This is a genomic window from Microcoleus sp. C2D2 (assembly GCF_036702495.1).
GTDB lineage: Bacteria > Cyanobacteriota > Cyanobacteriia > Cyanobacteriales > Microcoleaceae > Microcoleus.
Window position 1 is genome coordinate 1,689 of record NZ_JAUBTO010000118.1, and the last position, 25,976, is coordinate 27,664.

The following is a 25,976-nucleotide window of genomic DNA, read 5'->3' on the forward strand; positions in this document are numbered from 1 at the left end:
ATTGTCAATAATCCTTTGATGAACAGGCTTTCCGGCCTGTTCCACAAGAGATATTGCAGCATTGTCAATAATCCTTTGATGAACAGGCTTTCCGGCCTGTTCCACAAGAGATATTGCAGCATTGTCAATAATCCTTTTATCAACAGGCAAGATGCCTGTTCCACAAGAGATGAATTTTATTGTGGAACAGGCCGGAAAGCCTGTTAAGCGCATCTTGCCTGTTCCACAAGAGATGAATTTTATTGTGGAACAGGCCGGAAAGCCTGTTAAGCGAGAATGGTGCAATATCTCAGTTCCTACAGACAACGCAAACCCAGAATTACGACATCTCTTTCAACGCCGTCAAGTTCGGCAACTTGCGGCAGATATCCCCACCGCTGAAAGCCAAATTTCTCAAACAATCTTAAACTCGGCTGATTGTGAGCAAAAATTATCGCCATCAGAGTTTTAAGCTTCAATTCTCGACTCCGCACAATTGCCGATTGCAATAATTTTTGTCCGATTCCGCAGCGTTGGCGATCGGGTGCGACGTAGATGCTAACTTCTGCTGTATGCTGATAAGCGGCGCGTCCGTAGAAAAGCTGAAAACTCAGCCAGCCAACAATATTTTGTTCTGATTCGATTACCCAAATCGGCAAGAAATTAGGGGAGTGTTCTCTGTACCACAGAAGCCGGCTTTCGACTGAGACTGGGTTTAAATCGGCTGTGGCTATTCTGCCTGGTATTGCTGCGTTGTATATTTCGACAATTGCTGGCAAATCGCTTTCTACTGCGTCGCGGATTTTCATAGTTTGGTTGACTGTTAACTGTTGACTGTTAACTGTTGACGGTTGACTGTTAACTGTTAACTAATGACTGTTAACTGTTAACTAATGACTAATGACTAATGACTAATGACTAATGACTAATTAATGACTATTGTACAGTTCCATAATATCGCTGACAGCCATTCTTGAATTTGCTCCCAAAGTCAGCGGCGATGTGTGTCCTCGCTGCAAGTGTTCTGCCGCCGCACAGCCGATCATTGCTGCGTTGTCTGTACAATATTTTAATGGCGGAAACAATACTCGCAAGTTGTGTTTTGCTGCTGCTGCTTGTAAGTGTTTTCGCAGTCCGCTGTTTGCTGCAACTCCGCCGCCGACTACAATAGTGGTAAGCCCGAAATTTAGCGCGCAGTCGATCGCTCTTTTTGTTAAACTCTTAGCTACTGTTTCTTGAAAGCTGGCAGCAATATCATTAATTGTAGACGCAGGCAAGAAGCCTTCGGCACCCAGATAGTTATTTTGTTTTTTGAGTTTCTGCACTAATTGCAAAACTGCTGTTTTCAACCCGCTAAAACTGCTGTCGTAGGGATGGTAGCCGCCACCTGGCAGCGAAATTCTGCCTTCTGGCAGGGGGTATGCTTGGGGATTGCCAAGGGCGGCGAATTTGTCAATCAGTGGCCCGCCGGGATATCCTAGCTGCAACAGTCTCGCGACTTTATCAAAAGCTTCTCCGGCGGCGTCGTCTCGTGTTTGTCCTACAGTTTCGTAAACGCCGCAATCTTTGACGTAAATTAAGCTGGTGTGTCCCCCGGAAACTAACAAACACAAAAACGGTGGCTGCAAGTCGGGTTCGGTAAGGTAAGAAGCGTAGATGTGCCCTTCGAGGTGGTGGACGCCTAAAAAAGGTTTTTGACGGACTATTGCCAAGCTTTTCGCCGCTGTCAGCCCGACTAATAATGCACCTACTAAACCCGGGGCACAAGTCGCTGCAATGCCGTCAATTTCTGACCAACTCAGGTTTGCTTCACAAAGACACTGGGCAATTACCTGATTTAGCATTTCTAGGTGACTCCGCGAAGCCACTTCGGGCACTACTCCGCCGTACTGCTCGTGGATTTTAATTTGCGATGCTACAACATTGCTGCAAACTTGACGATTCTTAACAATTGCTGCTGCTGTTTCGTCACAACTTGTTTCGATTGCGAAAATGGTTGCCATTAACTGGTAATTTTATTTGATAGGTTAGCTATTGCTAGCTTAACTAATTCGGCGCAAGTCCCCCGCTATACCTGTACTCAGGTTATTGTTAAGGGATATTTGCCGCCCGATCGACAGGTAAGGCCATCATCTGATGCAATTAAGGAATATCCTGGCGGTATTGCTAGCTCAGCATTGACCTATGAAAACGCGAATCCCTCATTCCATTGGGCTTTGCCGCATCAATGATGGATACTTTAGACTGTCAACAAACACGGTAATCTGGATTCGCGATCGGCAAGTTGAAATGCTTGTACAAAAACTTATTGTTTTGTAACAAAAGGAAACAATTCCATGCGACGATTGTTTGCTGCAATTTTAGTGTTGAGTGTCTGGATCAGTTTTGCTCCAGTTGCTTCGGCTTACAATTTAGTGCCGTGCAAGGACTCTCCCGAATTCAAGGAACTGGCTAAAAATGCACGTTCAACCAATGGCGACCCGGCATCGGCGAAAGCGCGGTTCGATCGCTATTCTCAAGCTATGTGCGGCCCGGAAGGATACCCGCACTTAATCGTAGACGGCAACTTGAGCAAAGCAGGGGACTTTTTGATTCCTAGCATACTGTTCTTGTATATGGCAGGTTGGATTGGTTGGGTGGGCCGTTCTTATCTGCAAGTTACCAAAAAATCAGCAACCCCAGAGGAAAAAGAGATTATTATCGACGTTCCTTTGGCAATCAAATGTATGCTGAGCGGCGTTTTATGGCCTCTGGCAGCACTCTCATCAATCACCAGTGGTGAAATGTTTGCCAAGGACGACGAAATTACTGTTTCCCCCCGCTAAAATTGGGAAATGGAGAAGATCTAATCGCTAACAGTTAAGTAATTAACGAGAAATTAGCAATTAGCCCTAGACCGATCGGCAATTACCAACTGTCTCGAATTTTCAGGAGCAGAATTCATGCAATACTTTGTCAAGTTTCTTTCGACAGCACCAGTATTGGCTATCCTTTGGATATCTATTCAAGCTGCGGCTTTAATTGAATTTAACCGCTTTTTCCCCGACCTGCTTTTCCATCCGATGCCTTAAGATTTGAGGTAAATTAGGTTGCAAAACCTATGACGGTTGACGGTTGACGGTTGACGGTTGACGGTTGACGGTGGAGGAAAAAGTTGAGAGTTTTGAGTTTTGAGTGATGAGTTACAGGTTAATTTAAAGCTCAAACATCAAAGCTCTCAAACCGTAGAAGTGAGCGCAAGACCAGCGCATAAATGGGAAAAAAACCAAGAATATCAACTAGTTAGTGCTCAAATTAGTTGCCAATGACTAATGACTGATGACTGATGACTAATGACTAATGACTAATGACTAATGACTAATGACTGATGACTAATGACTGATGACTGATGACTAATGACTAATATTGTGAATCGATGAAGTCTTATCTCGCCGCAGCAATTCAAATGACTAGCTTGCCTGACCTGCAAAAAAATTTGGTTCAGGCAGAGGAATTAATCGACCTGGCAGTGCGTCAGGGTGCGGAGTTAGTTTCCTTACCAGAAAATTTCTCGTTTATGGGAGAAGAAGAGGAAAAGATTGCTTATGCAGAGGCGATCGGACTCCAAAGCGAAAAATTCCTCAAAACGATGGCCCAACGGTTCCAGGTAACGATTCTGGGCGGCGGATTTCCAGTGCCGACTTCAGGGGGGAAAGTATACAATACTTGCTTGCTGGTAGACCCAAACGGCACTGAAGTGGCAAGGTACCAAAAAGTACATTTGTTCGATGTGAATGTGCCAGACGGCATTACTTACAGGGAATCGAACACGGTGAAAGCTGGTGAAAATTTGCCATCGGTTTATGTGTCCCCGGAGTTGGGGACGCTGGGACTTTCCGTGTGCTATGACGTGCGGTTCCCGGAAGTGTACAGGCATTTGTCGTACAAGGGGGCTGATATTTTGTTCGTGCCGGCGGCGTTTACGGCTTACACTGGCAAGGATCACTGGAAGGTTTTGCTGCAAGCTAGGGCGATCGAGAATACTTGTTATACGATCGCCCCGGCACAGACTGGACACCACTACGGCCGCCGTCAAACACACGGTCACGCGATGATTGTAGACCCTTGGGGTGCGGTTTTGGCGGATGCTGGAGAGGAACCGGGTGTGGCGATCGCAGAAATTAATCCCTATCGACTAGAACAAGTCCGCCGCCAGATGCCATCGCTGCAACACCGGGTTTTTCTTTGAAGGAATTTTGAGATTAATTAGTCTCAAAATTTCAGTCCCAGTGGGCGGCGCGACCTTTCAAGTTTTTATTCGCTCAAGTAATTGTGTAGGTTCGCAGACAAAAAAACTTAGATCGCGTGCGTGCGATCGACCACAAGAACCCGCTGGGGGCGAATTTATGCCATCTATGACTGAGATTGTCGATCGGGCGTGACTAGGCGCCCCGACAGCTTAATATATTGTTTTTTCCTGGAGATGAACGGCCAATAACTCGCGATAAAATGTCTAAGGCAGGTTCAATGGGCGTGCACTTCTGCTCTCAGGGGAATTGGCGAAAGTAGAATTGCACGAAATGCGTCTTTTTGGAGAAATGAAACACACTCTTTCGGTTTTAGTTGAAGATGAAGCGGGTGTCCTCACTCGAATTGCTGGTTTATTTGCCCGTCGGGGTTTTAATATTGAAAGTCTGGCCGTTGGCCCGGCGGAGCAAGTGGGAGTATCTCGGATTACAATGGTTGTACCCGGAGATGACCAGATTATCGAGCAGTTGACCAAGCAACTGTACAAGTTGATAAACGTGCTAAAAGTTCAGGATATAACGGAAATTCCCTGTGTGGAACGGGAATTGATGTTGCTGAAAGTTAATGCTGCTAGCGGGACGCGATCGGAGATAATTGAGTTATCTCAGATTTTTAGAGCGCGAGTGGTGGATATTGGTGATGATACGCTGACATTGGAAGTAGTGGGAGATCCGGGTAAAATGGTGGCGATCGTCCAGGTTCTGAATAAATTTGGGATTAAGGAAATTGCTCGTACTGGGAAAATTGCCATGACGCGGGAGTCGGGGGTAAATACAGAGTTTCTCAAGTCTTTGGAAGCGAAAGTTTAAGTTAGTTGACGGTTGACAGTTGAGAGTTGACAGTTGAGAGTTGACGGTTGACTGTTGACTGTTAACCTTGAATTAAAGACACTTTTGATGATTATAAGGTGCGAAAGTTTATGGCAGTTCCTAATGAAGTTATAATTTTAATACCAGGTACAAATAATCAAGAAAAAAATGAGTTTCTTGAAATTTTTTGTAGCTCTTTAAGCGAGCAGCTAGAGAGTTTTACTGTTCAAGAAAACGGTGAAATTAAAATAGCAGGACATACAGGAAAAAGATTTTCTATTTATAACCAACAAGAGTTGTACAAAAAAATTGATATTTATGAAGCTTATTACATGGATATATTTGCTAGTAATAAACTGAGTCAAAAAGATGAAAAAACTCAATTTATTAGAGGTGCTGAAGTCTTGATATATTGGTTGATTTCTCCTATTTGGCTGTCCATTAAGGAATCTCCTTCTTTATTTATAAATTTTATTGTTTCTGCTATTTTATTTACAGGTTGGTATTACGGAATTTTAGCAGCTTTTATGATAGCTATGGGACAAACAAATAGTTTTTTGGGCGGGGAATTTCCGGAGGTAGCAAAAAAGATTGGATTTTTTGGGGAAGCAATGAAAGGATGGTCTTTTTGGTTGTTTATTAGTATTTTATCAAGCTTTTTACCTATCAGTTCACTTATTGATATATGTGAATTCTCCGCAGCGTATTTAGGGGAAGATACAGAGGGTAGTAAAATCCGATATAAGACTCGTGGTAGAGTATTAAATCTTCTAGAAGACGTATTAAAGAGCGATAATTATGATAGAGCAACTATATTAGCTTATAGCTTTGGTGTTGCTGTGGGTACAGATACTCTGGCTGATTATCAAAGTGAAAAAACTTTTCGATACATTACTTTAGGGGGAACTTTAAAGGTTTTTTCTTATAAATCTAATGGGGTAGAGACAGAAATAAATAAATGCTTAAACAATGCAACAATAAATACTTGGATAGACTGCTATTCTAATCAAGACTGGGTGGCGGATAAGACTCCGTTACCTAAAGGAAGTTCCTCAGATAAAATTATTTACCAAAAAGTTTATGCAAAATCTTCTTCTTTCCTCCAACGTTTGCTAGGAAAAACTCACATTTGTTATTTTTATGACTCTAGCGTTTGGGAGACTATTATTCGGTAAAAAAATTAACTTCCGCAAGTCTATTATACTAAGTACGGGATGTCCACCACCTTTATCATTCGGCGGTTGAACCGCTGCATAGAGTCAAACGAAGTATGCCGACGCCGACAAGCGAGATCAAGGGGGTATTGAAGCCGGATTTGGTATCCGACTCACTTCCAAAGACAACTAGCGCGCTCTCTGTTGTTAGTCCTAGAAACAGCAAACAGCCAACAGTCAACCGTTAACTAACAAATTACCATTCAGGTTGACTTTCTATCAAAAGTGTGGCGGCGATGCTGTCTACCGGCTTTGAGAAAAAGAATCCTTGCCCGTATTCGCATTGCAGTGCTCTGAGTAAATTAAGCTGTTCGATGGTTTCGATTCCTTCAGCAATTACATCCATGCCTAAATGACTGGCTAAAATTAAAATAGTCTGTACAATAGCTTCGTTTCCTTCATCTTCAGTCATGCGGCTGACAAAAGCTCGATCTATTTTTAAAGCGTCAGTTGGAAAAGTGTGCAGGCGGCTCAAAGAAGAATAGCCAGTGCCGAAATCGTCAATATATAATTGAATTTGTAATTTTTTCAATTCCGCGAGGATAGCGACTGCTGATTCGGCATTATCCATAATGACGCCTTCAGTAATTTCTAACTTTAAAGTGCGGGGGTCAAGCTGAGTTTCTTGTAAAATTTCCCGAATGCGATGGATTAAATCCGGTTGTTTAAATTGTTGATTAGAAAGGTTGACGCTGACAGTCAACGGCGGATTTGCAGGGAATTTTTGGTGCCACTGGTGGATCTGACGGCAAGCCGATCGCATCATCCACCAACCAATAGGTATAATCAATCTAGTTTCTTCAGCTACTAAAATAAACTCGCCGGGAGATACGACACCCCGCTGCGGGTGATACCACCGCAGCAGCGCTTCAAAACCGGTGATTGTACCGCTAGTTAGAGACACGATCGGCTGATAGTAAAGCTGAAATTCCTGGGAGTCTAAAGCGCGCCGCAGGTCGTTTTCCAGTTGCAAAAGGGCGACGGCGCGAGTGTGCATACTTAAGTCAAAAACTTCGTGACGAGCTTTGCCCAATCCCTTAGCATGATACATGGCAGCATCTGCATCTCGAAGCAATTCTTCAGGTCGATCGTACAATATTGCGAAGGGGACATTGGGAACACCAGAGTCGGAAGATAAGCCAGACAAAGAAGTTTCCCCATCGCTATTTCCCTGATTTCCGGGGTTCGACAGTTTGCTGGTTTCCCTTGGAGGCCCAGGAAAACCAGAACAAACAATCCCAATGCTAGCACTGGTAAAAACTTGATACTCGTTAAGGTAAAAAGGCTGTGCCAGTTCCGCTTGCACTCGTTCGGCAATTTGGCTGGCATCCTCGCTGCTTTTGATATTTTCCAGCAAAATAGCAAATTCGTCGCCGCCGAGACGCGCAACCGTATCTCCACCGCGCAAACAGATTCCCAGGCGCTGCGCGATCGCGATCAGCAACCGATCGCCCACTAAATGCCCCAAACTGTCGTTAACAACCTTAAAGCGATCGAGATCGATAAACAGCACCGCAAACAAAACCTCGGGGCGGCGTTTTGAAACCTCGATCGCGTGTCCCAAGCGATCCATAAATAAAGCTCGGTTGGGCAAACCGGTTAGCATATCGTGCAAAGCATCGTGTACTAACTTCTCCTCTGCTATTTTGCGGACGGTGATATCTTCGACAGTGCCTTCGTAGTAAAGCAATTTGTCGCCAGCGCCCCGAACAGCCCGGCCGTTCTCGGAAACCCAGATAGTGGTGCCGTCAGCGCGGTAAACTTGGGACTCGAACTCTGACACAAAACCGTGTTTTTCGATCGCGTCCAAAAACTCGACGCGGCGCTGGGGATCGAGGTAGACTTGGCGGTCGATGTTGCGTATCTTCGCGATCAATTCAGCGGGCGACTCGTAGCCATAAATTCTCGCCAAAGCAGGGTTAGCGCTGAGGTAGCGCCCGTCAGGCGTTGCCTGGAAAATGCCTTCGATCGCATTTTCAAAGATGCTGCGGTATTTCTCTTCGGCCTGTTGCAGCGCGAATTCTGCCTGCTTGCGATCGCTGATATCCGTCAACGTGCCGAGATAGCCCACAACTTCCCCGCTTTTGGCAATTTCTGGCACTGCTTGCCAAAATACCCAGGTGATCGAGTCGCCGTTGCAAAAGCGGTACTCTAACTTACAGGGCAACTTGTCTGTGACAGCGCGATACCATTGGCTCAAAACGCGCGATCGGTCTTCGGGATGTAAACTTTGCGCCCAACCTTCGCCCAGTGCCTTTGCCACAGTCAGTCCCGCCATCTCCAAAAATCGCTCGTTGACGAACAAGCAATCTCCAGCAGGGTCGGCGCGGAAAATCCCGACCGGCAGTATTTTTACCAAGGTGTAATAGCGGTATTCGCTTTCTAGCAGCGCGCTGGCAGCTACTTTAGTCTCCGTGATGTCAAACATTGCGCCTTGAAGGATGACGGACTTGCTTGCTTCATCGCGAACTGCAGTCGCTCGATCGCGGAACCAGACGACTCGGCCGTTGCGGGCGATCGCGCGGTATTCTGAAACCAGCGACCCCTCGCAGAAGATATCTTCTCCATCGGTGAATTTCTGTGAGGCGTTTTCAACTAACACGCGGTCGCGGTCTTCTGGGTGAACGAGTTTCAGCCACAGGTCGGGGTCTGCCCTCCATTCAGCTACTGAATAACCCAGAAAAGTCTCGATTTGCGGGCTGATATAAAGTTTGGCCGCCGTGCGGTTGAGGGGAGAAATGTAGGTGACAGCCGGCATTTGTTCTACAAGGGCGCAGTATTTCGCTTCTACAGTGTACAGTGCTGCTTCTAGGCGCTCCCGCTCTAATTCGGCGGCGGCTCGTCCGGCAAAGATGCTGATAATTAGTCGGAAGTTGGCAAGATGTGCTTCGGGGAGGGGTCGATCGTGGAAAATACAAATAATGCCTAAAGGTTCGCCGTAAGAGTTTTTGAGCAAGACTCCCAGGAAACTGCGCGCACCTGTAACTATCGGTCTGCGGTCTTCTGGAAAGGTTTCCAGGAGGCCGTCGGGACAGCAGTACATTCCCCGATCGATCGCCAGCGCTTCGGGAGTATTGGCGGTGTCGCACTCAAAATTTGGCTGCCACTGTCCGTTGCTCCAAAAACTGAGAACTTGTAATCTATCGAGAGCAGCACCCGCGCCTGCCTCCGACTTAATCGATTTGGCAGCGACGGCGCTGCAAACTCCGAGTGCTGAGGCTAAGTGGCGAACTAAGGCATCAAATAAATCTGCTCCCCCCGGCGAATCAGTACCTGCTAGGATTTCGCCGAGCAAGTCTTCCTCTAATTGCGCGCCAGCAGTGACTTTGGGAGGATTGTCGGCATTCGGGCGATCGCTCAAAACCCCCATCGCACCCGAAATGCTCCGACTTAGGGTTTTGATGCTTAAGGGCCCGGCAAGAGGCGAAGAATTCACAGTTGGGCGCTGTTGCTTGGCGAAGAATAGAGCGCGGCCAATATCTAAAACTTGACCCAAGAACTTGTCAGTTGGCGGCCACAGATTTGAGTTGGGGAAAATCCCAAAGTTTTTCCGAATTTTCAATCTCGCAGATAAATCCTCGGGGTTTAATTCTGCCGACGGCCGTTTCTCTGGGGCCAGAGGGAGACTGGGGGGTCTTCGCTGCCACTTGAGATAAATCGCGGACCCCAAGGCTAAAGTCGCCGATAATCCCAGAAGATATGCAAGAATCTCAAAGTAAAAAAATAAATCTAGATCGAACATCGATTAGCACCGCTCGACAATTTTTGTATTTATTCTGAAGCCAATCTATGTGAACCGGACGCTCATTGCTAGGCGATAGAGCGCGGGCTTCGGGCTTCAAAGACAACCGCCTCAGATACGGAAGACTTCCGAAGAACATCAGGTCTTACATTGCCTCCACTGGCATTCGCGCTGGTTGCCAACGCTAATATACGTAAGCCTTCATGGAGAATATTGATAGCTGCGTTTACATCTCGATCGTGCTTTTCCTGAAATTTGGAACAAGTCCAGCTCCCCACATTAAGAGGCAAGCTACCTACCTGATTGAGGTCTACATGACAAATCTTACTTAATCGAAAGAACCGCCCCATTTCTAGGTAGGTCTTCCCATTTTTTTGAGCCTTGTATTTTAGTTGTCGGGTGAATTCTGACCAACCACAATCGCTAATTGCTTTGGCTAAACAGTGATTCTTCACCATGTTCTTGACTGCCAAATTCTCGACGACTATGACTTGGTTGTCGTTCACAAGTTTGCGAGATAACTTATGCTGGAAGTCTTTACGAGTATTGGCGATCCGCTCATGGACTCGTGCCAGAATCCGTCTTGCTTTCCCCCGACGCTTTGACCCTTTTTCTTTGCGTGAAAGCGAATGCTGCTTACGCTTGAGGTTTTTCTCACGATCCTTGATGGCTTTGGGATTGTCAAACTTGAAGCCGTCAGAAATGATAGCAAAATGGGTTGGCCCCACATCAATCCCTACTGCCTTACCCTCTGAGCTAATTTCTAATTGAGGCAGTCCATCATCAAACAAGAGAGAAGCGTAATACTTCCCTGTCTTGCCCACGCTGATAGTGACTGTTTTCAACTTTCCTTCAAACGTCCGATGCAATTTTGCCTTGACCTCCCCAATCTTGGGAATCTTCAATACATCATCTATTGACATACTCCCCGGCGTTTGCGCACGGGGATTCTAGGGTCAAACAGCAATTGCAGGCATAGCCTGTCTGACATCGCCTAACCTAACCGTTGATGCCCCAACAGCTTGAATGTTCAAGGCGGCATTTTCATCGCTTCCATTAATAGATTGACACGACGGCCAACGCCACTCTCTAACAGATATATCTAGGCTTTCGAGAACATGACCGCAATCGGAGCAGGTCTTGCTCGACGAATACCATCGCCCGATGAAAATAACTTGTTTGCCTTTTTTAGTGGCAATCCATTGGAGAACTTGTAGAAACTCTCCGAATGCCAGGTCTGATATTTTGCGACCCCAAAGACGCTGCATCCCTTTGAGATTGAGTGTCTCGAAGCACAGCATATCAAATTTGTCTGTCAATTCATGTGCCATTTTCCAGAACCAATCACAGCGGCGATTTGCCACATCCTCATGCTTGCGAACAATGTTTTTTCTAGCACGTTCTCGGTTTGCCGATTCTTTCCGTTTCTGAAAATGCTGACGACTTGCTGTTTTAATGGCGTTAATGGATTGCTTCAGCAATTGCGGTAATTCGATTTTTGTTCCATCCGAGATAGTGAGAAATGTTTTCCCACCAAAGTCAAAACCAGCGATTTTACCCGTCTTGAATTTGGCTTCAGGTTCCCTTACATCGTCAACAACCACAATCATCAACAACTCGCCTAATGCGGTTCGCTTAATGGTTAAGGTTTTGACCGTTTCCTGAATCTCTCTAGAATTCCAATACTGATACACGCGATTGGCAATGTTGACCCTGGTGCCACCGATAAACTTATATCCGGCTGGCTTCAGGGTCAATGAATTGTATTTCTTGATTTTTTTGAATCCGGGGGGCGAGACTCCTTTTTTGTGATGCTTGAAAAACAGTAGATACGCCCTTTCAATGCGTTGGCAAAATTCTTGGACTGCTTGCGAACCGACGGTTTGCCAAAACGGCTTACGTTTTCGCAATTTCACCCTGTGGCTCTGAAGCTTAGCACAATTCAACTGGTTGCCATACATCCGATAGTACCGACGATGGAGGGCAATGCAATGGTTGTAGATTACCCCGGCAGCATTTATTGACCGCTTGAGGTATCTATTTCGCTGATGATTGTAGAGCTTGAACTTCAGAGTTTTCATGTTAATTATGGTAGCAGAGATGGCTAATCATTGGCTACCCATCTATAAAGAAAAGATTGAGTCTTCCTGTTGACTCAGAAAGGCTTAAAAAGCTCAGAAGAATTGCCAAACTGAAAAATAAAACCCTGACTCAATCCATCGAGGAATGGATTGATAAACTGAAAAAAGAAAAGCCGTCAAGGGAAGGACGGGGCTTTAGACCCATTATTTGCGGTAACTTGACGTTTTGAGGATATTGAATGGACTGCTTGTCATCTGTCTTCCCCCTTGGAGACTCCCGCTGTACCTGTACCCAGGTCAGCGGTGAGAGTCCAAGGGGGGCAATGTCTATGCTCCATACGAATAACCATCCTTTCTGTGAATAATTGAACAATATTTGTAGCTAATTCCCGACACCAATTCGGATGCGGAAATATTGAATGAGCCACTCGTTCTTACAGCAACACGTCCAACGTATGTACCAATTTTTTTGCCAGAGGTAACGACTGCTTTGACAATATCTCCCGTTTGAAACCCTTTAACAAACTTAAACCGGGAAAGCGAGATGGAAAGCCAAATTTGTCGGTACGGCACATTTGACGTGTCCCGTGACCAGTTGCTTCGATCGATAGTGGCTTGTTTGTTAAAATCTTCAACGACTCAACCTTTCCGACACAAGCTGCGTCTAGCCAGTGAGTTTTAGCTAAATTTAGTCGAGTACGGTTGAATTTAGTCAAGCCGCCACTGCCAGTAGAAACAGGCAAGCCAGTTGTACGGAGTCGATTAAATAATGCCCAGCGAGTCGAATTGACTGCTGCTGCGTCTTTTAATGGACGTTTTGCTTGAGATAGAATCCGCTTCAAAATCTCTAGTTTTTTAGACAAGAATTGCTCAACATCTTGAGTACCTTTCTTTTTGTTGCAAGCGTCGCAAGCAAGACAAAGATTAGAAATGCGATTAGATCCGCCTTTGGCTTTGGGATGAATATGTTCGACTTGTAATGGTGTATTGGTAACGCCACAGTAAGCGCACGTTCTATCCCATTTATTGAGCAAATATTCGCGGATCTCGTAACCATGTAAAACGCCTTGTTGATACTCGATTCCAGAAATTTCTGGGTTTTCTAGCTGTTGTAAGTCAAATCGCACAAGTTCTTGAGTAATAGAAGCAATAGGAGCGACTTTCGTCAATCTAGTTACCCAGGTTAGAGTTGTTTCAACACGATGTTGTAGGCTTGGAGCTAGCCACCCTTTAGGGCGAGTTCTATTTAAAAATTTAGCTTTCCGATAGCGGGTCTGGCGATTTCTCCGGACTCTACGCAATGAACAACGAGATTCTAGACTAGCTTTGATAGCTTGACCTCGGTGAGTTAATTCTGCACCAAAGATTACATCCTCTCCTTGCACTAATGCGATTCCAGTAGTTTTGGACCCCGGGTCTAATTTAAGAGTGATTGGTTTTTGGGGTGCTATTACCTCTACTTTGAGAATGAGTGTGAATGGATACCTTTTAAAAACAGCAGCTTTGCCATTGCTTAGCAATTTACGAGCTAGTCCTGGGCGGATTGGATTGAGCGGTCTTTTTTGGGTATCAAGTACAAAAACTAAATTAGACATTGAAGTCCTCCCTTGCGGGGTAATGTTTGCTTCGTCAATGTTTAAGGTCGGTAACTATATCAAAAGCACTGGCTTAACCCTTACACCTGTTTAACTTCTGATTTCTAGGGCCGAAAACTAGCACGCATCTTCGGGTAGGTACTTGAACACTTGCCTTAAACGTAGTGGGCGAACCACGCTTGACTGGTCAACTAGGCAATTTCTGTGCCCGCACCGTATCGGTAATCCGATGGGTGCCGGGTGATTGACGCTTGCTCTTGAATTTTGGGTAAGATGCGCGACCTTCAAAGAAATTGACAAAGGCTCTGGAAAGATTGAGAGAGACACTTTGCAGCACTTGGCTGTAAGTTTCACCCAACCACTCCTCTTCCTTCTTGAGAGAGGGCAAACGAGTGTTCATCCCAATCTGCGATCGGCCTTTAACCGTCTCTTTGTACAGCTCGTTCGTTGCGTTGAGTGAATTATTCCAGAACCATCTTGCACAGCCAAACGCTTTCGATAGCGATTCTTTCTGCTCAACAGTCCGATAAATTCGTACCTTGACAACGTTTTTCATAAGAAACATTCGGTAAGTGGGTTCCGAGCGTGCCTTGGGCCCGCTCGTGGGAAACGACTCGGCGGTTTCAACCGCCTTGAATCCCCTTGCGGGGTTCCAGAGGTATGGTTGCCTCTGGGGTGAGGTATGGTTGCCTCAATCTCCTTTTGGGGGTAATGTTCGCGAAGCCAAGGTTATCTGGGCTTGTCACGCTTACAGCACTGTCGAGCGTGACTTTAAGACTGTTTAACTGTAAACAACAGAGCCCAAAACTAGCGTCGCATTGGACGGTGTTATGACCCCAATAACGTAGTCAGTGAAGACTTAGGCTGGTCAATACAGCTTGCTCGATCGCTCTAACAAGCTCAGTGGCTTTAGCCCGCTCGTTACTGACTCTCTCAGTTAATCATAAATATTATCTATTGCAAGCTGTGGTGCCACACATATAATTGGCTTTTTCCTCCGCCTCCCCGAACCTCGCCTTCGGCATTTGTCACAGAAGAGTCGTCAACAGCCCTGTTTTCATCCCGACGATCGCCCGTTTCGGGTACAGCGCGGGACGAACCGCGAGTAAGTTACAAATCACTAAGTATCGTCACGGATGGGTAACGAATACAAGGTAGGATCTCCGTGAAAGCGATAAGAGAATTAACACCCGTGATGAAAGCAATCGTTTTTGAAACCCCCGGAAGCCCGTCGGTATTGAAACTGCAAGATATCCCGGCCCCTAGTATACAAACAGAAACAGAAGTTTTGGTGCGGTTGCGAGCGGCGGGTATCAATCCGATAGATACTAAGTTGCGATCGCGCGGCACTTTTTACCCCGAGAAAACTCCTCACGTTTTGGGGTGCGACGGTGCTGGTGTCGTAGAGGCTGTGGGTGCGGGCGTGCAAAGTTTCCAAGTGGGAGACGAGGTTTTTTTCTGCAATGGCGGTATGGGCGGGTCGAGGGGTACTTATGCTGAGTTTGCCGTTGTAGACCAAGGCTTTCTCGCCATCAAGCCTGCTGCTTTAAGTTTTGCTGAGGCGGCCGCGGCACCGTTAGTTTTAATTACAGCATGGGAATCGCTGTACGATCGAGGGCGCTTGCAAGCCGGGCAAACAGTGCTGATTCAAGCTGGTGCCGGCGGTGTCGGTCACGTCGCGGTACAGTTGGCGAAGTTGCAGGGTGCTGAGGTTTGCACTACTGTTAGTTCTGAGGAAAAAGCCAATTTTGTCAAGCAGTTAGGTGCAGATTCAGTTATTTTATACAAAAATACTGATGTTGTCGATGAAGTTTTGACTTGGACTCAAGGACAAGGAGTTGACTTGGCTTTCGATACAGTCGGGGGAGAAACTTTTTACCAAACTATTCCGGCTGTGAAGATTTATGGAGATTTGGTAACTATTTTGGAACCCGATCCGGTTTTGGGCAATTTGAAAACAGCGAGAACGCGCAATCTGCGAATTAGTCTGGAATTAATGTTAACACCGATGCTGCAAAGTTTGGTGGAGGAACAGGAACAGCAGGCTCATATTTTGCAGCAGTGTGCTCGTTTGTGCGATCGCAATTTGCTCAAAATTCACGTCAGCCAAACTTTCCCTCTCGAACAAGCTCAAGCCGCTCACGAACTGTTAGAAACAGGCTCAGTAACCGGTAAATTAGTTTTGCTAATTTCCTAAATCTCCTACTCAATCTAGTAGCTTCGGTATAGTGTCCAGTTATGGAGGTAGAAACCGGATCCGAGGCCATTTATCCTGGTTAAGAAACCCGGTTTCTTGAGTTTTTGTGCGTAAGTTGCTTTTAACGCCAACCGGCAATTGCTTTTGGAAACGCCGCCAGAAATTGAGAAGTCTTTTTTAACGAATAAGAAGGAGGATGAAAACTTGAATAAGTTGGCGTTCGTTTTTTTGTCTCGTGTTTAAAAAACGCTGGGTGGGCGATTGGGATTGCGGCTACACAAACAAAACCCGACGATAGCGGGTTGAAGCAGTTGCTGAGTGATTTCAATCGCCCTGTGATTTCCGAGTCAGTTCCCAATCAGGAATGAGTGATTTTTGACGGTGGTGAAGAGCTTGATTTCTGATATATTTAGCTACACTGCCGATCGCATCATGGCTAACGGTAAATGCTCCCTAGCTGCCTTGCCATTTGAAAAGTTCACCCGGTTTAATCTGGTGGGTGTCCAAATGAAAAGAACTGCCCTTGACTTGCTCAATCATATCAGCTACCCCCAAAGCCGTCCGAAAACCTGTTAAGCTGTCACGCATTTAAATTGCATATTCAGGGCGGGCTAGACGGCCCACCCCACAAGACACCGAATTGTTTGTTGACATTCTATTTAAATGTCGCAACAGCTTAACAGGTGAATGTGATATTCTATACCGCCAACGGTAATCACCGTGCATCCCAATTTCTGGCATTTTGCAATAATTGCTGTATAGATTACTTGCTGAATATCAGGAGTAATCAAAGACAATCTATGCCAAGTTGCTCAAACAAAATGGATATACAGCGTATCCCAGGTTTATGAAGCAGCTTTAGACACGGGCGGGCAAGAGTGTCCCTACGGAGATCGATCGATAGGTTGGTGTACTTTATAAACCTGCAATCTGCTGTATAACTGCGTGAAATTGTCTCTCATTCCTCTTAAACTGTGTGTAATTTGCCTTCAACCCGCTATGGTCTGGTTTTGTTTGTGTGCCCGTAAACTTCGCGGTTCCTAACCGCCCGGACTTGTAACCGCCTTCTAAATTTCTTCAACCCGCTATCGTCGGATTTTGTTTGTGTAGGCGGGGTTTCTAATCGCCCGGAATTCTACCGCCCGGAGTTATTTAAGTCGTATACTCCGCATTAATCTTCACGTAGTCGTAACTCAAATCGCATCCCCAAGCTTTCGCAAAACCGCTGCCATTCCCGACACTAATCTGAATTAAAACCGTATCAGCCTTCAAATATTCCCCCTCCGCAGCCGCTTTCATATAATTACTCGCAGCAGCGCGATCGAACTCCTTCGGTTGCCCGTTTTCCAGCATCAAAAAATCCCCTAATTGAATCCGCAAATTCTCTTGATCGAAAGGTACACCAGCGCGCCCAGCCGCCGCCGCAATTCTCCCCCAATTCGGATCGCGTCCGAAAATAGCAGCTTTCACCAAAGAAGAACCGACAATTGTTTTGGCAATTTTACTCGCAGAAACTTCATCCAGCGCGCCGCTAACTTGCACTTCCACCAAACAAGTTGCACCTTCGCCGTCACGGGCGATCGCCTTTGCCAAATGCACGCAAACGGATGTCAGCATCGCCTCTAGTTTTTCAGCATCCGCCCCCATTTCTGTAATTGCTGGCGTGCGGGATTGACCGTTCGCCAAAGCAATTAGCGAGTCGTTGGTACTGGTATCTCCGTCAACAGTAATTTGATTGAAACTTCTGTTAGCCGCCCGACTCACCATTTCTTGCCACAAATGCGACGACACTGCTGCATCGCAAGTTACAAATGCTAGCATTGTTGCCATATTCGGGTGAATCATTCCCGAACCTTTGCAAATGCCGCCGATACGCACGGGCCGATCGCCAAAAATGGTTTCCAGGGCGATCGTTTTCGGCACTAAATCTGTCGTACAAATAGCCTTAGCAGCCGCATCGGAACCAGTTGCCGATGCCTCAGCAACTAATCGCGGAATCGCCGCCCTCAGCGGATCCATTTTAATCCGCTGTCCGATGACGCCAGTGGAGGCCAAAAGAATTGATTCTGGAGGAATATTCAGCTCTTTTCCCAACAAATTGGCACTTTCGAGGGCATCTGTCCAACCTTGCTCGCCAGTAGCAGCATTAGCTTGTCCCGCATTGCACAAAATTGCTTTCGCGCTAGATTTAGCTTGCAAACGCTGGCGGCAGTAGTCCACGCAAGCAGCCCGGACAGTGGATGTGGTGAAGACTCCCGCGGCGATCGCGTCCACCTCTGACAAAATTAAACTTAAATCCGGCAAGCCTGAAGGCTTCAAACCCGCTGTAATTCCCGATGCTAGATACCCTCTGGGTGCTGTAACTCCGCCGCCAATTTCTTTCCAGTCCGACATCATGACCTCCCTAGTAGCCTTCAATCTGCTGAAAGGGGATTATACCATTTTAGATTTTAGATTTTAGATTTTAGATTTTAGACTTCGGCGTGAGCGCTCAGTCGAACGATTTTAGATTTTAGATTCCCCATTCTTTTGGGCCCCATTTCCCATTCCCCATTCCCCATCCCCAATTCCCCATAAAACTAATCGCGGCTTCCTATCGAGAGTTAGAACTCAAGAAGAAGTCGCGACGGTTTTGTAACTGACACTATTAATTTTTAGCTGGCAAACAACAAACTCGATTCAACTATCTCGCCGTTGAAAAAACGAGTTATTTGCGATCGATACTAGCTTGAGAACCAGCATCTAAACCAACTTCAGCAGCAACACGGCTCAGCATGGATTCCTGACGGTTTTTGACGACGTGTTGGTGGCGCATCATCAGGTTGCGGGCTTGTTCTTGAGTTGACATAACTGGTTTCTCCAAATATAGGTAATAAATTCGTAGGCAATTCGGCAATTGGAGCTTGCCCTAGCTCATGGTGGCGTTGCTGCGATCGTAACTTGCTTGAAGGCTGGGCTGCGGTTTGCCTTGAATGTGACCCCAGTAGTGGGTATCTTCCATCCCGACTTCGGTGGCGGTGCGGTTGAGCATGGATTGCTGCCGGTTCTTCACCATGTGGTGGTGGCGCATCATCAGAGAGCGAGCTTGATTTTCGGTAGACATATGGAGTTCCTCGGTATTCTTTAGATTAATGTTGGGCTGGTTTTTTCTTCCTTTCTCTAACTATAACAGACAATTCTGTATCTAAAGCTACCAAATTAAAAATGTTACAAAAATTTACAATTTGGTAATGGGGCGAGAAGGTCGATCGAGGTTGCAGGGAGTGCGATCGGGGGCAAGGCTGGTTGATTCAGACTCAACCTCAGAGGCTGTAAAAGTGGCAAAGGATACCAACTTAGGCTAATCGCCTGACCGTAAACGGCCGTGAAACCCTTTGCCCATCTGGTAGACCGAAAGAGAGAACCTGTGCGATCGCTTCACGTTCAGGAGCACTTGCTGCTGTGACCACCACGCGCAGCACTAAGTCGAAGGTATCAAGGGCAGTGTGGCGTTTTCGACCCTTGGTGCATGAAGGCTTTGTCAAACCCGACCCTCTAATGAACCCTCGTTGCAGTCGCAATACTTTGACCAAAAATAATGGGACACAAGCCCCTTCTTCAGTGGACGGCTTTCTGTTAACTGTCTTAGTATATTGATGTAGAGGTTTTCCAGGTCAAATGTTTGTCAAGGAGTTTAAAGCGAAAGGGAAAACAACTCAATATTCAGCGATAGACGAGGCGATTAAAACTGCTCAATTTGTCCGCAACAAGTGTGTCCGTTTTTGGATGGTTGACACTCCCCTGGCTGAAGCCGAGGGGATTCTTAATTCAGCGACTGACCTTAAAATGTTCTGTCCTTACGGCAATACTTAAACCTTTCAACCGTGGGGATACCACCAATTGACGAGCCTAATTCAGAAGCATCCCAGCGGGTCTATCTCCAAAAGCGTACTAGGATATTTCCCTAGAGTTTGGGTATGCCCTACCCTACTTAACAATTCGAGCGTGAAAAAGTTTATTTGCTGGATTGAAACCTACATTTTCGGTTTCGACTGTTTATAGTGTTTTCGTCGCACTTTGTCCCCCAGTTTATGCCTAAAAGTGTGTCTCATGTCCTGTTTCACGATGGCAAGGGAGTTTAACCCTGACTGTTTCAGTTTACCATACTGTCCCGTTTTGTCCAAAGCTTTTTAAGGAAGTTTTTTGAATTAAAAAGATTGGATTTTGGGTTCATGACTGAGGTAAAGAGAACAGGCAGGATAAATCCTGCAACGCCCTTTCATCCCCGGACTGAAGTCACGGGGTTTTCAGGGTATTCCTTATAACCGTAGCGGTCAATCCTGCCTACACTTCCCAGCAATGCTCTAACTGCGGTGCAACAGTCAAAAAGTCTCTATCTATGAGAACTCACGCCTGTGGGTGTGGATTCGTTCTAGACAGAGACTGGAATGCTGCTAAGCTGTTGCGGCATTTAAATAGAATGTCAACAAACAATTCGGTGTCTTGTGGGGTGGGCGTCTCGCCCGCCCTGAATATGCAATTTAAATGCGTGACAGCTTATCAACATCGTGAAATTAGCCTTGAGTACCGTGGGGCACACGGGAACTTGGGTCAAAGACCCGAACGCTTCGGGAGATTCGACCTCTACTCTGGTTGGAGCAATCCAGTCGCAAGCAAGTTGGGTCTATGAACGAAGAATCCTATCGCCTTTAGGCATGGGAGTGTCAAACGAATGCTACTCGGCGACTTCCGCTTCCGCTTCAGCTTCAGGTGCATCTGGCACATCTTGCTTGATCGTCAAATAGCGAATCACTTCTTCGCTCAGACGCATCGCGCGCTCCAGGGTAAAAATTGCAGCGCCCGGAGCTGTATAGTTCATTTGAACGTATACTCCGTCTCGGTGCTTGCCGATTTCGTAAGCCAAACGGCGCTTGCCGCGATGCTGAGTTTCGATGTTTTCAGCACCTTGATCGCGCAAAATAGTTTGATATTTAGCGATCGCCTGGTCTGTCATTTCCTCACCCAAATCAGGGCGCAGAATGTACATAGTTTCGTAAATAAACGGTTTCATGGCAATAATCCCCTTATGGACAACAAGGCTTCTCACGAAGCAAGGACTTATTATCATATCCCAACAATGAACAATCTCAAAACCAAAAAACCAAATTCCCCAAACAACACTCCCTCGCGGTGGAAGACCCTGTGGACGTACAGCATCATGAGCGCGATCGCACTTTTAATGCTGTTTCCCCTGCTGTGGCTTCTGAGTACCTCCCTCAAATCCCCCACCGAAAACATCTTTCAATTTCCCCCGCAACTGTGGCCGCAACACCCAACCCTCGAAAACTTCATCAAAGTTTGGCAAACCAACCCCTTCGCCCGCTACCTGTTCAACAGCACCCTGATTGCCGCCCTCACAGTTAGCATCAACGTTTTCTTTTGCGCCCTCGCCGCTTACCCCTTAGCCAGACTTAACTTTCGCGGCCGCGAAGCCATCTTAATCACAATCGTTTCCACAATCATGATTCCCTTCCAAATAGTCATGATTCCCCTATACATATTGACAGTACAACTCGGACTAAAAAATAGTTATTTAGGCGTAATCTTTCCCGGACTAGCCTCAGCCTTCGGCATATTTTTATTGCGACAAGCCTTCCTAGCAGTTCCCAAAGAACTAGAAGAAGCCGCCCGCATCGACGGCTGTAAAGAATTAGGCATTTGGTGGCACGTCATGATTCCCGCAATTAAGCCAGCTTTAGTCACTTTAGGAATTTTCGTATTTATCGGTTCTTGGAGCGACTTTCTGTGGCCGCTGCTAGTTTTAGACAGGCCGGAATATTACACTTTACCTTTAGGCGTAGCCAATTTAGCGGGGACATTTTCCTTAGATTGGCGTTTAGTTGCGGCGGGTTCCATTATTTCTATTGTTCCAGTTTTAGGACTATTTTTGCTCTTGCAAAAATACATTGTGCCAACAGAAACCGCCGCCGGAGTCAAAGGATAGAATCAACACAAAAAATCGGCGTTTATCCGCGTTTATCGGCGGTTAAAAATTAAAATCTTTTGAACTCACAACTCACAAAATTTATTTTTTATGTACGAACTGCCAGACATCCGCTGGATTATCGATCGCGCTGCGGTCGTAGATATAGCAACCGCCAAGACGGTTAGGACGTTGTTAATAGCTGAAACGATTGATTTTATTGCTTCTTCCTTCTTCCTTCTTCCTTCTTCCTTCTTCCTTCTGCGATACGATCGTAGCATTTGCCAATGCGATCGATGCCCAAGACTGGCAAAAACTGCGATCGCATCTAGCAGAGGAAATAGATATCGACTATTCAGAATTTCGAGGTGAAACCCCCCGACGAGTAACCGCAGAAGAATACATAAAACAGCGGGTAGAAGGTCTTGCCGGTTTGCGAACGCTGCACGTCAGCACAAATCACGAGGTAACTATTAAAAGGGATGCTGCCAAATGTAAGTCTGTGTACCGCATTTATCGACTTGACCCCGATCGCGAATCGGGACAGAATCGGCTGGATACAGGAGGTAACTATGTTCACTCCTTGATTCAAACAGACAGACATTGGCCGATCGCAGGAATCAAGCAAACTGTGGTAATTGTCAGCGGCAACACTCAAGTGCATGGCGCTTTGCGGGACAGATCGCAATAAAATCTAATCCACAACTGAAATTCCCTCCTATTTTTCCTAACTCAAAATTTCCTGCTACCTGGGAGTAAAAACTGCGCTAGGATAAGCAATCCGCTTGTGATTGAACTGTTCCCAAACCCGCACAAAAATCTCCGCGATTACAGACATATCCTCCCGAGTCAAACCCGAATCGAGCAACTGATTATCCTGCCAGCGAGCCCTCAAAATCCGATTAACCATATTCAAAGCCTCTTCATGAGTAGCATCCTTGAGCGATCGCAAAGCAGCCTCGCAAGAATCCGCCAGCATCAGAATCCCCGTTTCCCGCGACTGGGGAATCGGCCCGTCATAGCGAAAATCCTCCTCCCTCACTTGGCGACTTGGGATTGTTAACTTTGAATTATCAGCATCTGGCAAAGCAATCTTTAAATCTTCTCGTTCTTTTGCAGCAATTTGCTGCGCTTGGTGGTAGAAATAAGCAATCAACATTGTACCTTGGTGCTCGGGAATAAACGCCTGAATTGCCTTCGGCAATCGATGCTTCCGCGCCATCACCAGCCCCTCGGTAACGTGCTTTTTAATAATGTCCGCGCTCGTCCAAGGGTTATTAATTTCATCGTGTTTGTTGGCCCCGCCCATTTGATTTTCACAAAATCCGAGCGGGTCGTGCATTTTTCCAATATCGTGGTATAATGTGCCAGTTCTGACCAGCTCAACATTGCAGCCGATTTCCCGGGCCGCAGCCTCCGCCAAACTAGCCACAAACAGCGTGTGCTGAAAAGTCCCCGGAGCCTCGGCAGCCAACTTCTTCAACAGCGGGCGGTTGGGATTGGCAAGTTCTGCCAGCCGGATCGGCGTAATCAAGTCAAAAACGTGTTCCAAATAAGGGCTGATGCCGATCGCCACAACGCTCCAAGCCAAACCGGCCAAACTTTGCGCGGCCACCGTACCGAGTACCACGTACCAAATCGCACCGGCAGCCGCGCTGGCAATCAGAGTCCCCACCAGATAAACCGTGCCCTGAGTCAAGCCGACACCCACGCCCAAAAGAGCCAATTCCTCGCGCGAGCGCAGCCGCCCGGCCATAAAAGCGCCCAGCAATCCGCCCGCCCCGCTAGCCACCAAATGAATCAACTCCACATTTAAGCCAACGGGCAGCAGCGCCGACAGCAGGCCCACCACCGTCACTCCCACCGCCGAACCGTAGAAGCCGCCCGCTAAAATCCCGATCGCGGGCAAACTCGTCCAAGGTAGCCCCAAACTCACCAGCACCGGCGCGCTCAAAGTCAGCAGCAGCAATAGCAAATGATCTCTCCGGCGCAAGCGGTAGTGCCTTTCCACCAGCAGTACGATCGCAATTGCCCCCGCGACTAAACAAACAAAACCCGCCAGCCCCAGCCAATTCACCCCCCGCCGGCTCAAACCAAAATAGTCGAGCAACACGAAATCTTGCTGCGCGATTTCTTTTCCTTCTGCAACAATTATGTCGCCCTGCTCTACTGCGATCATCACCGGTTTGACGTTTTGCGCCGCTAATTCAGCTAGCTGTTTGGTTTCCTCGGGATCTCTCACCAGATTTGGGTGCAAAATCGCTGTTAAACCCTCAATCGCCAAAGCTTGGGACTCTAACGGCACTTCATCTGCAACTTGCAGCTTCACAGCTTCTTTCAAAATCTCTTTTGGCAAGCCCTGCGGGATACCTTGAGCCACCATCCTTTTTGCCGCCCGACTCATACCCGTTTGGGTTTTCTGCCAAGCTGCATCCGACAAATCAAACAGCGAAGTATCGTAAATCTGTCCGAGCCCGGAAACCGACGGTTGTCCCAGCGCCTCCACAGCATTGAGATAGCGCCGGCGAGCCGAGGAAATAGTGTCTGTCAGGCTTTGAAAGTCTGCTGCCGGGACCTCACGGCTGTAAGCTTGCAGTTGAGCGACAGCATCCTGCTGAGACTTGTTCTGAGTCTGCGCAGCAATTGCGGGGGAATCCAAACTCAACCGCTCGTCCGTTGCACTGTGGTCCCCCGCTTGCGCCAAAATCGATCGCCACTCCCACTCGGGACAGCCCCGCAAGTAAACCTGAGCCGCATTTGAGAGGACCGAGAGACTCGCAAACGGAAACGGCCCTACCGCCTGTCGCAGCTCGCTTCCCTGCTGCAAAAATTGTTGTAATTCTTGATAAATTTGTCGATCGACTGCAGGATCGAGCATTAATATCGCTACAGCCCCGATCCGCGCTGCTTTCCGCTGTTCTTCAGTAGTTTTGTAATCCGGGATGCTAGCACTAGCAGGAGCCTTAATCGTCTGAGGAGCTTTCGTCCCCACATCCAGTTTCGGCTGGTTGTAGAAGCGGTGACCCAGAGTGCTGCTTAGGGAAACTACCGCTACGAGCGCCAACAAAGGGGAACGAGCTTGATTTTTGAGGCTTGATTTTGAGGTTTTACTTGTAAATCTCGTAAAAGTCTCGGGCAGAACCCATTTCTGGCGCGACAAACGGCTCAGGAGAGGCCCGCCAGCGCGTGAGGTATGTGCTTTGCTGCCGCCATTTTGCACTTTAGCAATGTGTTGGCGCAGTGAGCGCGCAGCGCCTAGCTGCTCAATCTGCCGCATCAATGAGGAGAGCGTATTCATTTGTGTTGAAGATATATCACTGTTATCCAGCAGCTTTGTCAGAAATTCTGACTCTGCATCTTGATTGAGTTTATCCGAACAACCGTGGCTGAATATTCAACCGTTACATAAGACCTACTCACAACTACTCATAACTAGACAAATCTACTCAGTAGTATTGTGAAACTTACTTCCTGCTTCATTCTGGCGGTGTCGGCACTAACCAGTCCACAGGCACGAGCCCCGTCTAACTGACGGTTTTTGACAAATTAATCGCTGCATTTAAATCACGGTCAATAACAAAACCGCAATGACCGCATTCAAACACTCGCTCAGAAAGTCCGAGTGTTTCTTTTTTGGTGGAGCAATTAGAGCAAGTTTTGCGGGATGGAAACCATCGGTCAACTACTACAAGTTTTGAGCCATATAACTTGCACTTGTAGGTCAATTGGCGTCGGAATTCAAAGAAACCCATATCAGCAATAGAGGCAGCAAGTTTATGCAACGCCATCATCCCGGACACATTGAGGTCTTCGATCGCTACTGTGCCGTGGTTTTTGGCAAGCAATACCGTTAACTTGTGCAACGTATTTTTGCGAATGTTAGCTATTTTTATGTGCAATCTCGCTATCTTAAGCTGTGCCTTTTTCCCATTGCGTGAGCCGATAGTTTTATGGCGATTGAGCCACTGCATTCTTGACAACTTGGCTGCGTACTTTTTGTAGGATTTTGCTCCGACCATCACTTCACCTGTTGAAAGAGTAGCTAATGCTTTAATGCCGAGGTCAACTCCCACAATACTTGTTTGGCATGACTCTTGCTGTTCTACGTCA

At 46.8% G+C, this 25,976-nt stretch carries 21 protein-coding genes and 6 pseudogenes; 10 read left to right on the plus strand and 17 right to left on the minus strand.

The genetic code is table 11. The features are described 5' to 3' along the window. The 3 genes from QUB61_RS28660 to tsaD all read right to left on the minus strand — a co-directional run. The coding region (locus tag QUB61_RS28660) for a hypothetical protein (protein WP_333190225.1) at positions 1–213 on the minus strand (213 nt) is incomplete at its 3' end. An 83-nt stretch (positions 214–296) separates the two neighbouring features. Continuing rightward, positions 297–788, minus strand: coding sequence for an N-acetyltransferase family protein (locus QUB61_RS28665; protein ID WP_333132242.1), 492 nt, complete (start codon positions 786–788; stop codon positions 297–299). 120 nt (positions 789–908) lie between these two features. Beyond that, entirely contained in the window at positions 909–1,982 is a 1,074-nt protein-coding gene (tsaD, locus tag QUB61_RS28670) for a tRNA (adenosine(37)-N6)-threonylcarbamoyltransferase complex transferase subunit TsaD (protein ID WP_333132241.1), read from the minus strand. A 333-nt stretch (positions 1,983–2,315) separates the two neighbouring features. Here tsaD and QUB61_RS28675 point away from each other — a divergent pair, with 333 nt between their 5' ends. The 5 genes from QUB61_RS28675 (at position 2,316) to QUB61_RS28695 (ending at position 6,250) form a co-directional block, all read left to right on the plus strand. Next, entirely contained in the window at positions 2,316–2,804 is a 489-nt protein-coding gene (locus tag QUB61_RS28675) for a Photosystem I reaction center subunit III (protein WP_333132240.1), read from the plus strand. A 117-nt stretch (positions 2,805–2,921) separates the two neighbouring features. After that, on the plus strand, positions 2,922–3,050 hold the full coding sequence (gene psaJ, locus QUB61_RS28680) for a photosystem I reaction center subunit IX (protein ID WP_333037175.1): 129 nt from the start codon (positions 2,922–2,924) through the stop codon (positions 3,048–3,050). Between the two features lie 344 nt (positions 3,051–3,394). Further along, positions 3,395–4,207, plus strand: a complete 813-nt coding sequence (locus QUB61_RS28685; RefSeq protein ID WP_333132239.1) for a carbon-nitrogen hydrolase family protein — start codon at positions 3,395–3,397, stop codon at positions 4,205–4,207. A gap of 349 nt (positions 4,208–4,556) precedes the next feature. Then, entirely contained in the window at positions 4,557–5,075 is a 519-nt protein-coding gene (gene ilvN / locus QUB61_RS28690) for an acetolactate synthase small subunit (protein WP_333132248.1), read from the plus strand. Positions 5,076–5,185: 110 nt separating this feature from the next. Next, entirely contained in the window at positions 5,186–6,250 is a 1,065-nt protein-coding gene (locus QUB61_RS28695) for a hypothetical protein (protein WP_333132238.1), read from the plus strand. 235 nt (positions 6,251–6,485) lie between these two features. Here the strand turns inward: QUB61_RS28695 and QUB61_RS28700 are convergent, their stop codons facing one another. The 5 genes and pseudogenes from QUB61_RS28700 to QUB61_RS28720 all read right to left on the minus strand — a co-directional run bounded on the left by QUB61_RS28700 (position 6,486) and on the right by QUB61_RS28720 (position 14,263). Further along, positions 6,486–10,031: an EAL domain-containing protein gene (locus tag QUB61_RS28700; RefSeq protein WP_333132237.1), complete on the minus strand. Its 3,546-nt coding sequence runs from the start codon at positions 10,029–10,031 to the stop codon at positions 6,486–6,488. A gap of 68 nt (positions 10,032–10,099) precedes the next feature. Next, the gene (locus QUB61_RS28705; RefSeq protein WP_333132236.1) at positions 10,100–10,954 is read right to left on the minus strand and encodes an RNA-guided endonuclease TnpB family protein; all 855 of its coding nucleotides are present in this window, start codon (positions 10,952–10,954) and stop codon (positions 10,100–10,102) included. Positions 10,955–10,987: 33 nt separating this feature from the next. Further along, positions 10,988–12,112 (minus strand): transposase, encoded by a 1,125-nt coding sequence (locus tag QUB61_RS28710; protein WP_333132235.1) that lies wholly within the window; start codon positions 12,110–12,112, stop codon positions 10,988–10,990. 327 nt (positions 12,113–12,439) lie between these two features. After that, positions 12,440–13,707 (minus strand): annotated as a pseudogene (gene iscB, locus QUB61_RS28715) (RNA-guided endonuclease IscB). 187 nt (positions 13,708–13,894) lie between these two features. Beyond that, positions 13,895–14,263, minus strand: a complete 369-nt coding sequence (locus QUB61_RS28720) for a transposase (protein WP_333132234.1) — start codon at positions 14,261–14,263, stop codon at positions 13,895–13,897. A gap of 639 nt (positions 14,264–14,902) precedes the next feature. On the opposite strand from QUB61_RS28720, the gene QUB61_RS28725 reads away from it, so the two are divergent. Beyond that, positions 14,903–15,904 carry a zinc-dependent alcohol dehydrogenase family protein gene (locus QUB61_RS28725; RefSeq protein WP_333132233.1) on the plus strand — a complete coding sequence of 334 codons (1,002 nt, stop codon included), beginning with the start codon at positions 14,903–14,905 and terminating at the stop codon, positions 15,902–15,904. 324 nt (positions 15,905–16,228) lie between these two features. On the opposite strand, the pseudogene QUB61_RS40120 reads toward QUB61_RS28725, so the two are convergent. The 6 genes and pseudogenes from QUB61_RS40120 to QUB61_RS28750 all read right to left on the minus strand — a co-directional run. Further along, positions 16,229–16,474, minus strand: a pseudogene (locus QUB61_RS40120) (IS200/IS605 family transposase); the annotation flags it as partial. Between the two features lie 102 nt (positions 16,475–16,576). Then, positions 16,577–16,701 (minus strand): annotated as a pseudogene (locus QUB61_RS40125) (IS200/IS605 family transposase); the annotation flags it as partial. A gap of 355 nt (positions 16,702–17,056) precedes the next feature. Further along, complete coding sequence (argJ, locus tag QUB61_RS28735) at positions 17,057–18,298, minus strand: bifunctional ornithine acetyltransferase/N-acetylglutamate synthase (protein WP_333132247.1); 1,242 nt, start codon at positions 18,296–18,298, stop codon at positions 17,057–17,059. Positions 18,299–18,611: 313 nt separating this feature from the next. Continuing rightward, a complete protein-coding gene (locus QUB61_RS28740; protein ID WP_332956622.1) occupies positions 18,612–18,752 on the minus strand; it encodes a hypothetical protein in 141 nt (46 codons plus the stop codon). 60 nt (positions 18,753–18,812) lie between these two features. Next, on the minus strand, positions 18,813–19,007 hold the full coding sequence (locus QUB61_RS28745; RefSeq protein ID WP_190739984.1) for a hypothetical protein: 195 nt from the start codon (positions 19,005–19,007) through the stop codon (positions 18,813–18,815). 292 nt (positions 19,008–19,299) lie between these two features. Continuing rightward, positions 19,300–19,483, minus strand: a pseudogene (locus QUB61_RS28750) (IS5/IS1182 family transposase); the annotation flags it as partial. A 78-nt stretch (positions 19,484–19,561) separates the two neighbouring features. Here QUB61_RS28750 and QUB61_RS28755 point away from each other — a divergent pair. Then, positions 19,562–19,672 (plus strand): annotated as a pseudogene (locus QUB61_RS28755) (transposase); the annotation flags it as partial. Positions 19,673–20,204: 532 nt separating this feature from the next. Then, positions 20,205–20,573: pseudogene (locus QUB61_RS28760) on the plus strand (zinc ribbon domain-containing protein); the annotation flags it as partial. A 45-nt stretch (positions 20,574–20,618) separates the two neighbouring features. Here the strand turns inward: QUB61_RS28760 and rpsF are convergent. Continuing rightward, positions 20,619–20,954 carry a 30S ribosomal protein S6 gene (gene rpsF / locus QUB61_RS28765; RefSeq protein WP_015176119.1) on the minus strand — a complete coding sequence of 112 codons (336 nt, stop codon included), beginning with the start codon at positions 20,952–20,954 and terminating at the stop codon, positions 20,619–20,621. A gap of 15 nt (positions 20,955–20,969) precedes the next feature. Between rpsF and QUB61_RS28770 the strand changes: the two genes are divergently transcribed. Continuing rightward, positions 20,970–21,887: a carbohydrate ABC transporter permease gene (locus QUB61_RS28770; RefSeq protein WP_445300293.1), complete on the plus strand. Its 918-nt coding sequence runs from the start codon at positions 20,970–20,972 to the stop codon at positions 21,885–21,887. A gap of 190 nt (positions 21,888–22,077) precedes the next feature. Beyond that, positions 22,078–22,557 (plus strand): nuclear transport factor 2 family protein, encoded by a 480-nt coding sequence (locus QUB61_RS28775; RefSeq protein WP_333132231.1) that lies wholly within the window; start codon positions 22,078–22,080, stop codon positions 22,555–22,557. A 54-nt stretch (positions 22,558–22,611) separates the two neighbouring features. Here the strand turns inward: QUB61_RS28775 and QUB61_RS28780 are convergent, their stop codons facing one another. Continuing rightward, positions 22,612–25,164 carry an HDIG domain-containing metalloprotein gene (locus QUB61_RS28780; protein WP_333132230.1) on the minus strand — a complete coding sequence of 851 codons (2,553 nt, stop codon included), beginning with the start codon at positions 25,162–25,164 and terminating at the stop codon, positions 22,612–22,614. A gap of 226 nt (positions 25,165–25,390) precedes the next feature. Further along, positions 25,391–25,976 (minus strand): RNA-guided endonuclease TnpB family protein (locus QUB61_RS28785; RefSeq protein WP_333190227.1); only part of this gene is annotated, 586 nt, incomplete at its 5' end.

Bases quoted from the DNA above. Each gene is read 5' to 3' on its own strand.
- QUB61_RS28745 (WP_190739984.1), bottom strand. From the start codon at position 19,007: ATGTCTACCGAAAATCAAGCTCGCTCTCTGATGATGCGCCACCACCAC.
- QUB61_RS28695 (WP_333132238.1), top strand. From the start codon at position 5,186: ATGGCAGTTCCTAATGAAGTTATAATTTTAATACCAGGTACAAATAAT.
- ilvN (WP_333132248.1), top strand. From the start codon at position 4,557: ATGAAACACACTCTTTCGGTTTTAGTTGAAGATGAAGCGGGTGTCCTC.
- QUB61_RS28665 (WP_333132242.1), bottom strand. From the start codon at position 788: ATGAAAATCCGCGACGCAGTAGAAAGCGATTTGCCAGCAATTGTCGAA.
- QUB61_RS28770 (WP_445300293.1), top strand. From the start codon at position 20,970: ATGGACAACAAGGCTTCTCACGAAGCAAGGACTTATTATCATATCCCA.
- rpsF (WP_015176119.1), bottom strand. From the start codon at position 20,954: ATGAAACCGTTTATTTACGAAACTATGTACATTCTGCGCCCTGATTTG.
- QUB61_RS28700 (WP_333132237.1), bottom strand. From the start codon at position 10,031: ATGTTCGATCTAGATTTATTTTTTTACTTTGAGATTCTTGCATATCTT.
- QUB61_RS28780 (WP_333132230.1), bottom strand. From the start codon at position 25,164: ATGAATACGCTCTCCTCATTGATGCGGCAGATTGAGCAGCTAGGCGCT.
- QUB61_RS28740 (WP_332956622.1), bottom strand. From the start codon at position 18,752: ATGTCAACTCAAGAACAAGCCCGCAACCTGATGATGCGCCACCAACAC.
- QUB61_RS28720 (WP_333132234.1), bottom strand. From the start codon at position 14,263: ATGAAAAACGTTGTCAAGGTACGAATTTATCGGACTGTTGAGCAGAAA.
- argJ (WP_333132247.1), bottom strand. From the start codon at position 18,298: ATGTCGGACTGGAAAGAAATTGGCGGCGGAGTTACAGCACCCAGAGGG.
- psaJ (WP_333037175.1), top strand. From the start codon at position 2,922: ATGCAATACTTTGTCAAGTTTCTTTCGACAGCACCAGTATTGGCTATC.
- QUB61_RS28705 (WP_333132236.1), bottom strand. From the start codon at position 10,954: ATGTCAATAGATGATGTATTGAAGATTCCCAAGATTGGGGAGGTCAAG.
- QUB61_RS28725 (WP_333132233.1), top strand. From the start codon at position 14,903: ATGAAAGCAATCGTTTTTGAAACCCCCGGAAGCCCGTCGGTATTGAAA.
- tsaD (WP_333132241.1), bottom strand. From the start codon at position 1,982: ATGGCAACCATTTTCGCAATCGAAACAAGTTGTGACGAAACAGCAGCA.
- QUB61_RS28685 (WP_333132239.1), top strand. From the start codon at position 3,395: ATGAAGTCTTATCTCGCCGCAGCAATTCAAATGACTAGCTTGCCTGAC.
- QUB61_RS28675 (WP_333132240.1), top strand. From the start codon at position 2,316: ATGCGACGATTGTTTGCTGCAATTTTAGTGTTGAGTGTCTGGATCAGT.
- QUB61_RS28710 (WP_333132235.1), bottom strand. From the start codon at position 12,112: ATGAAAACTCTGAAGTTCAAGCTCTACAATCATCAGCGAAATAGATAC.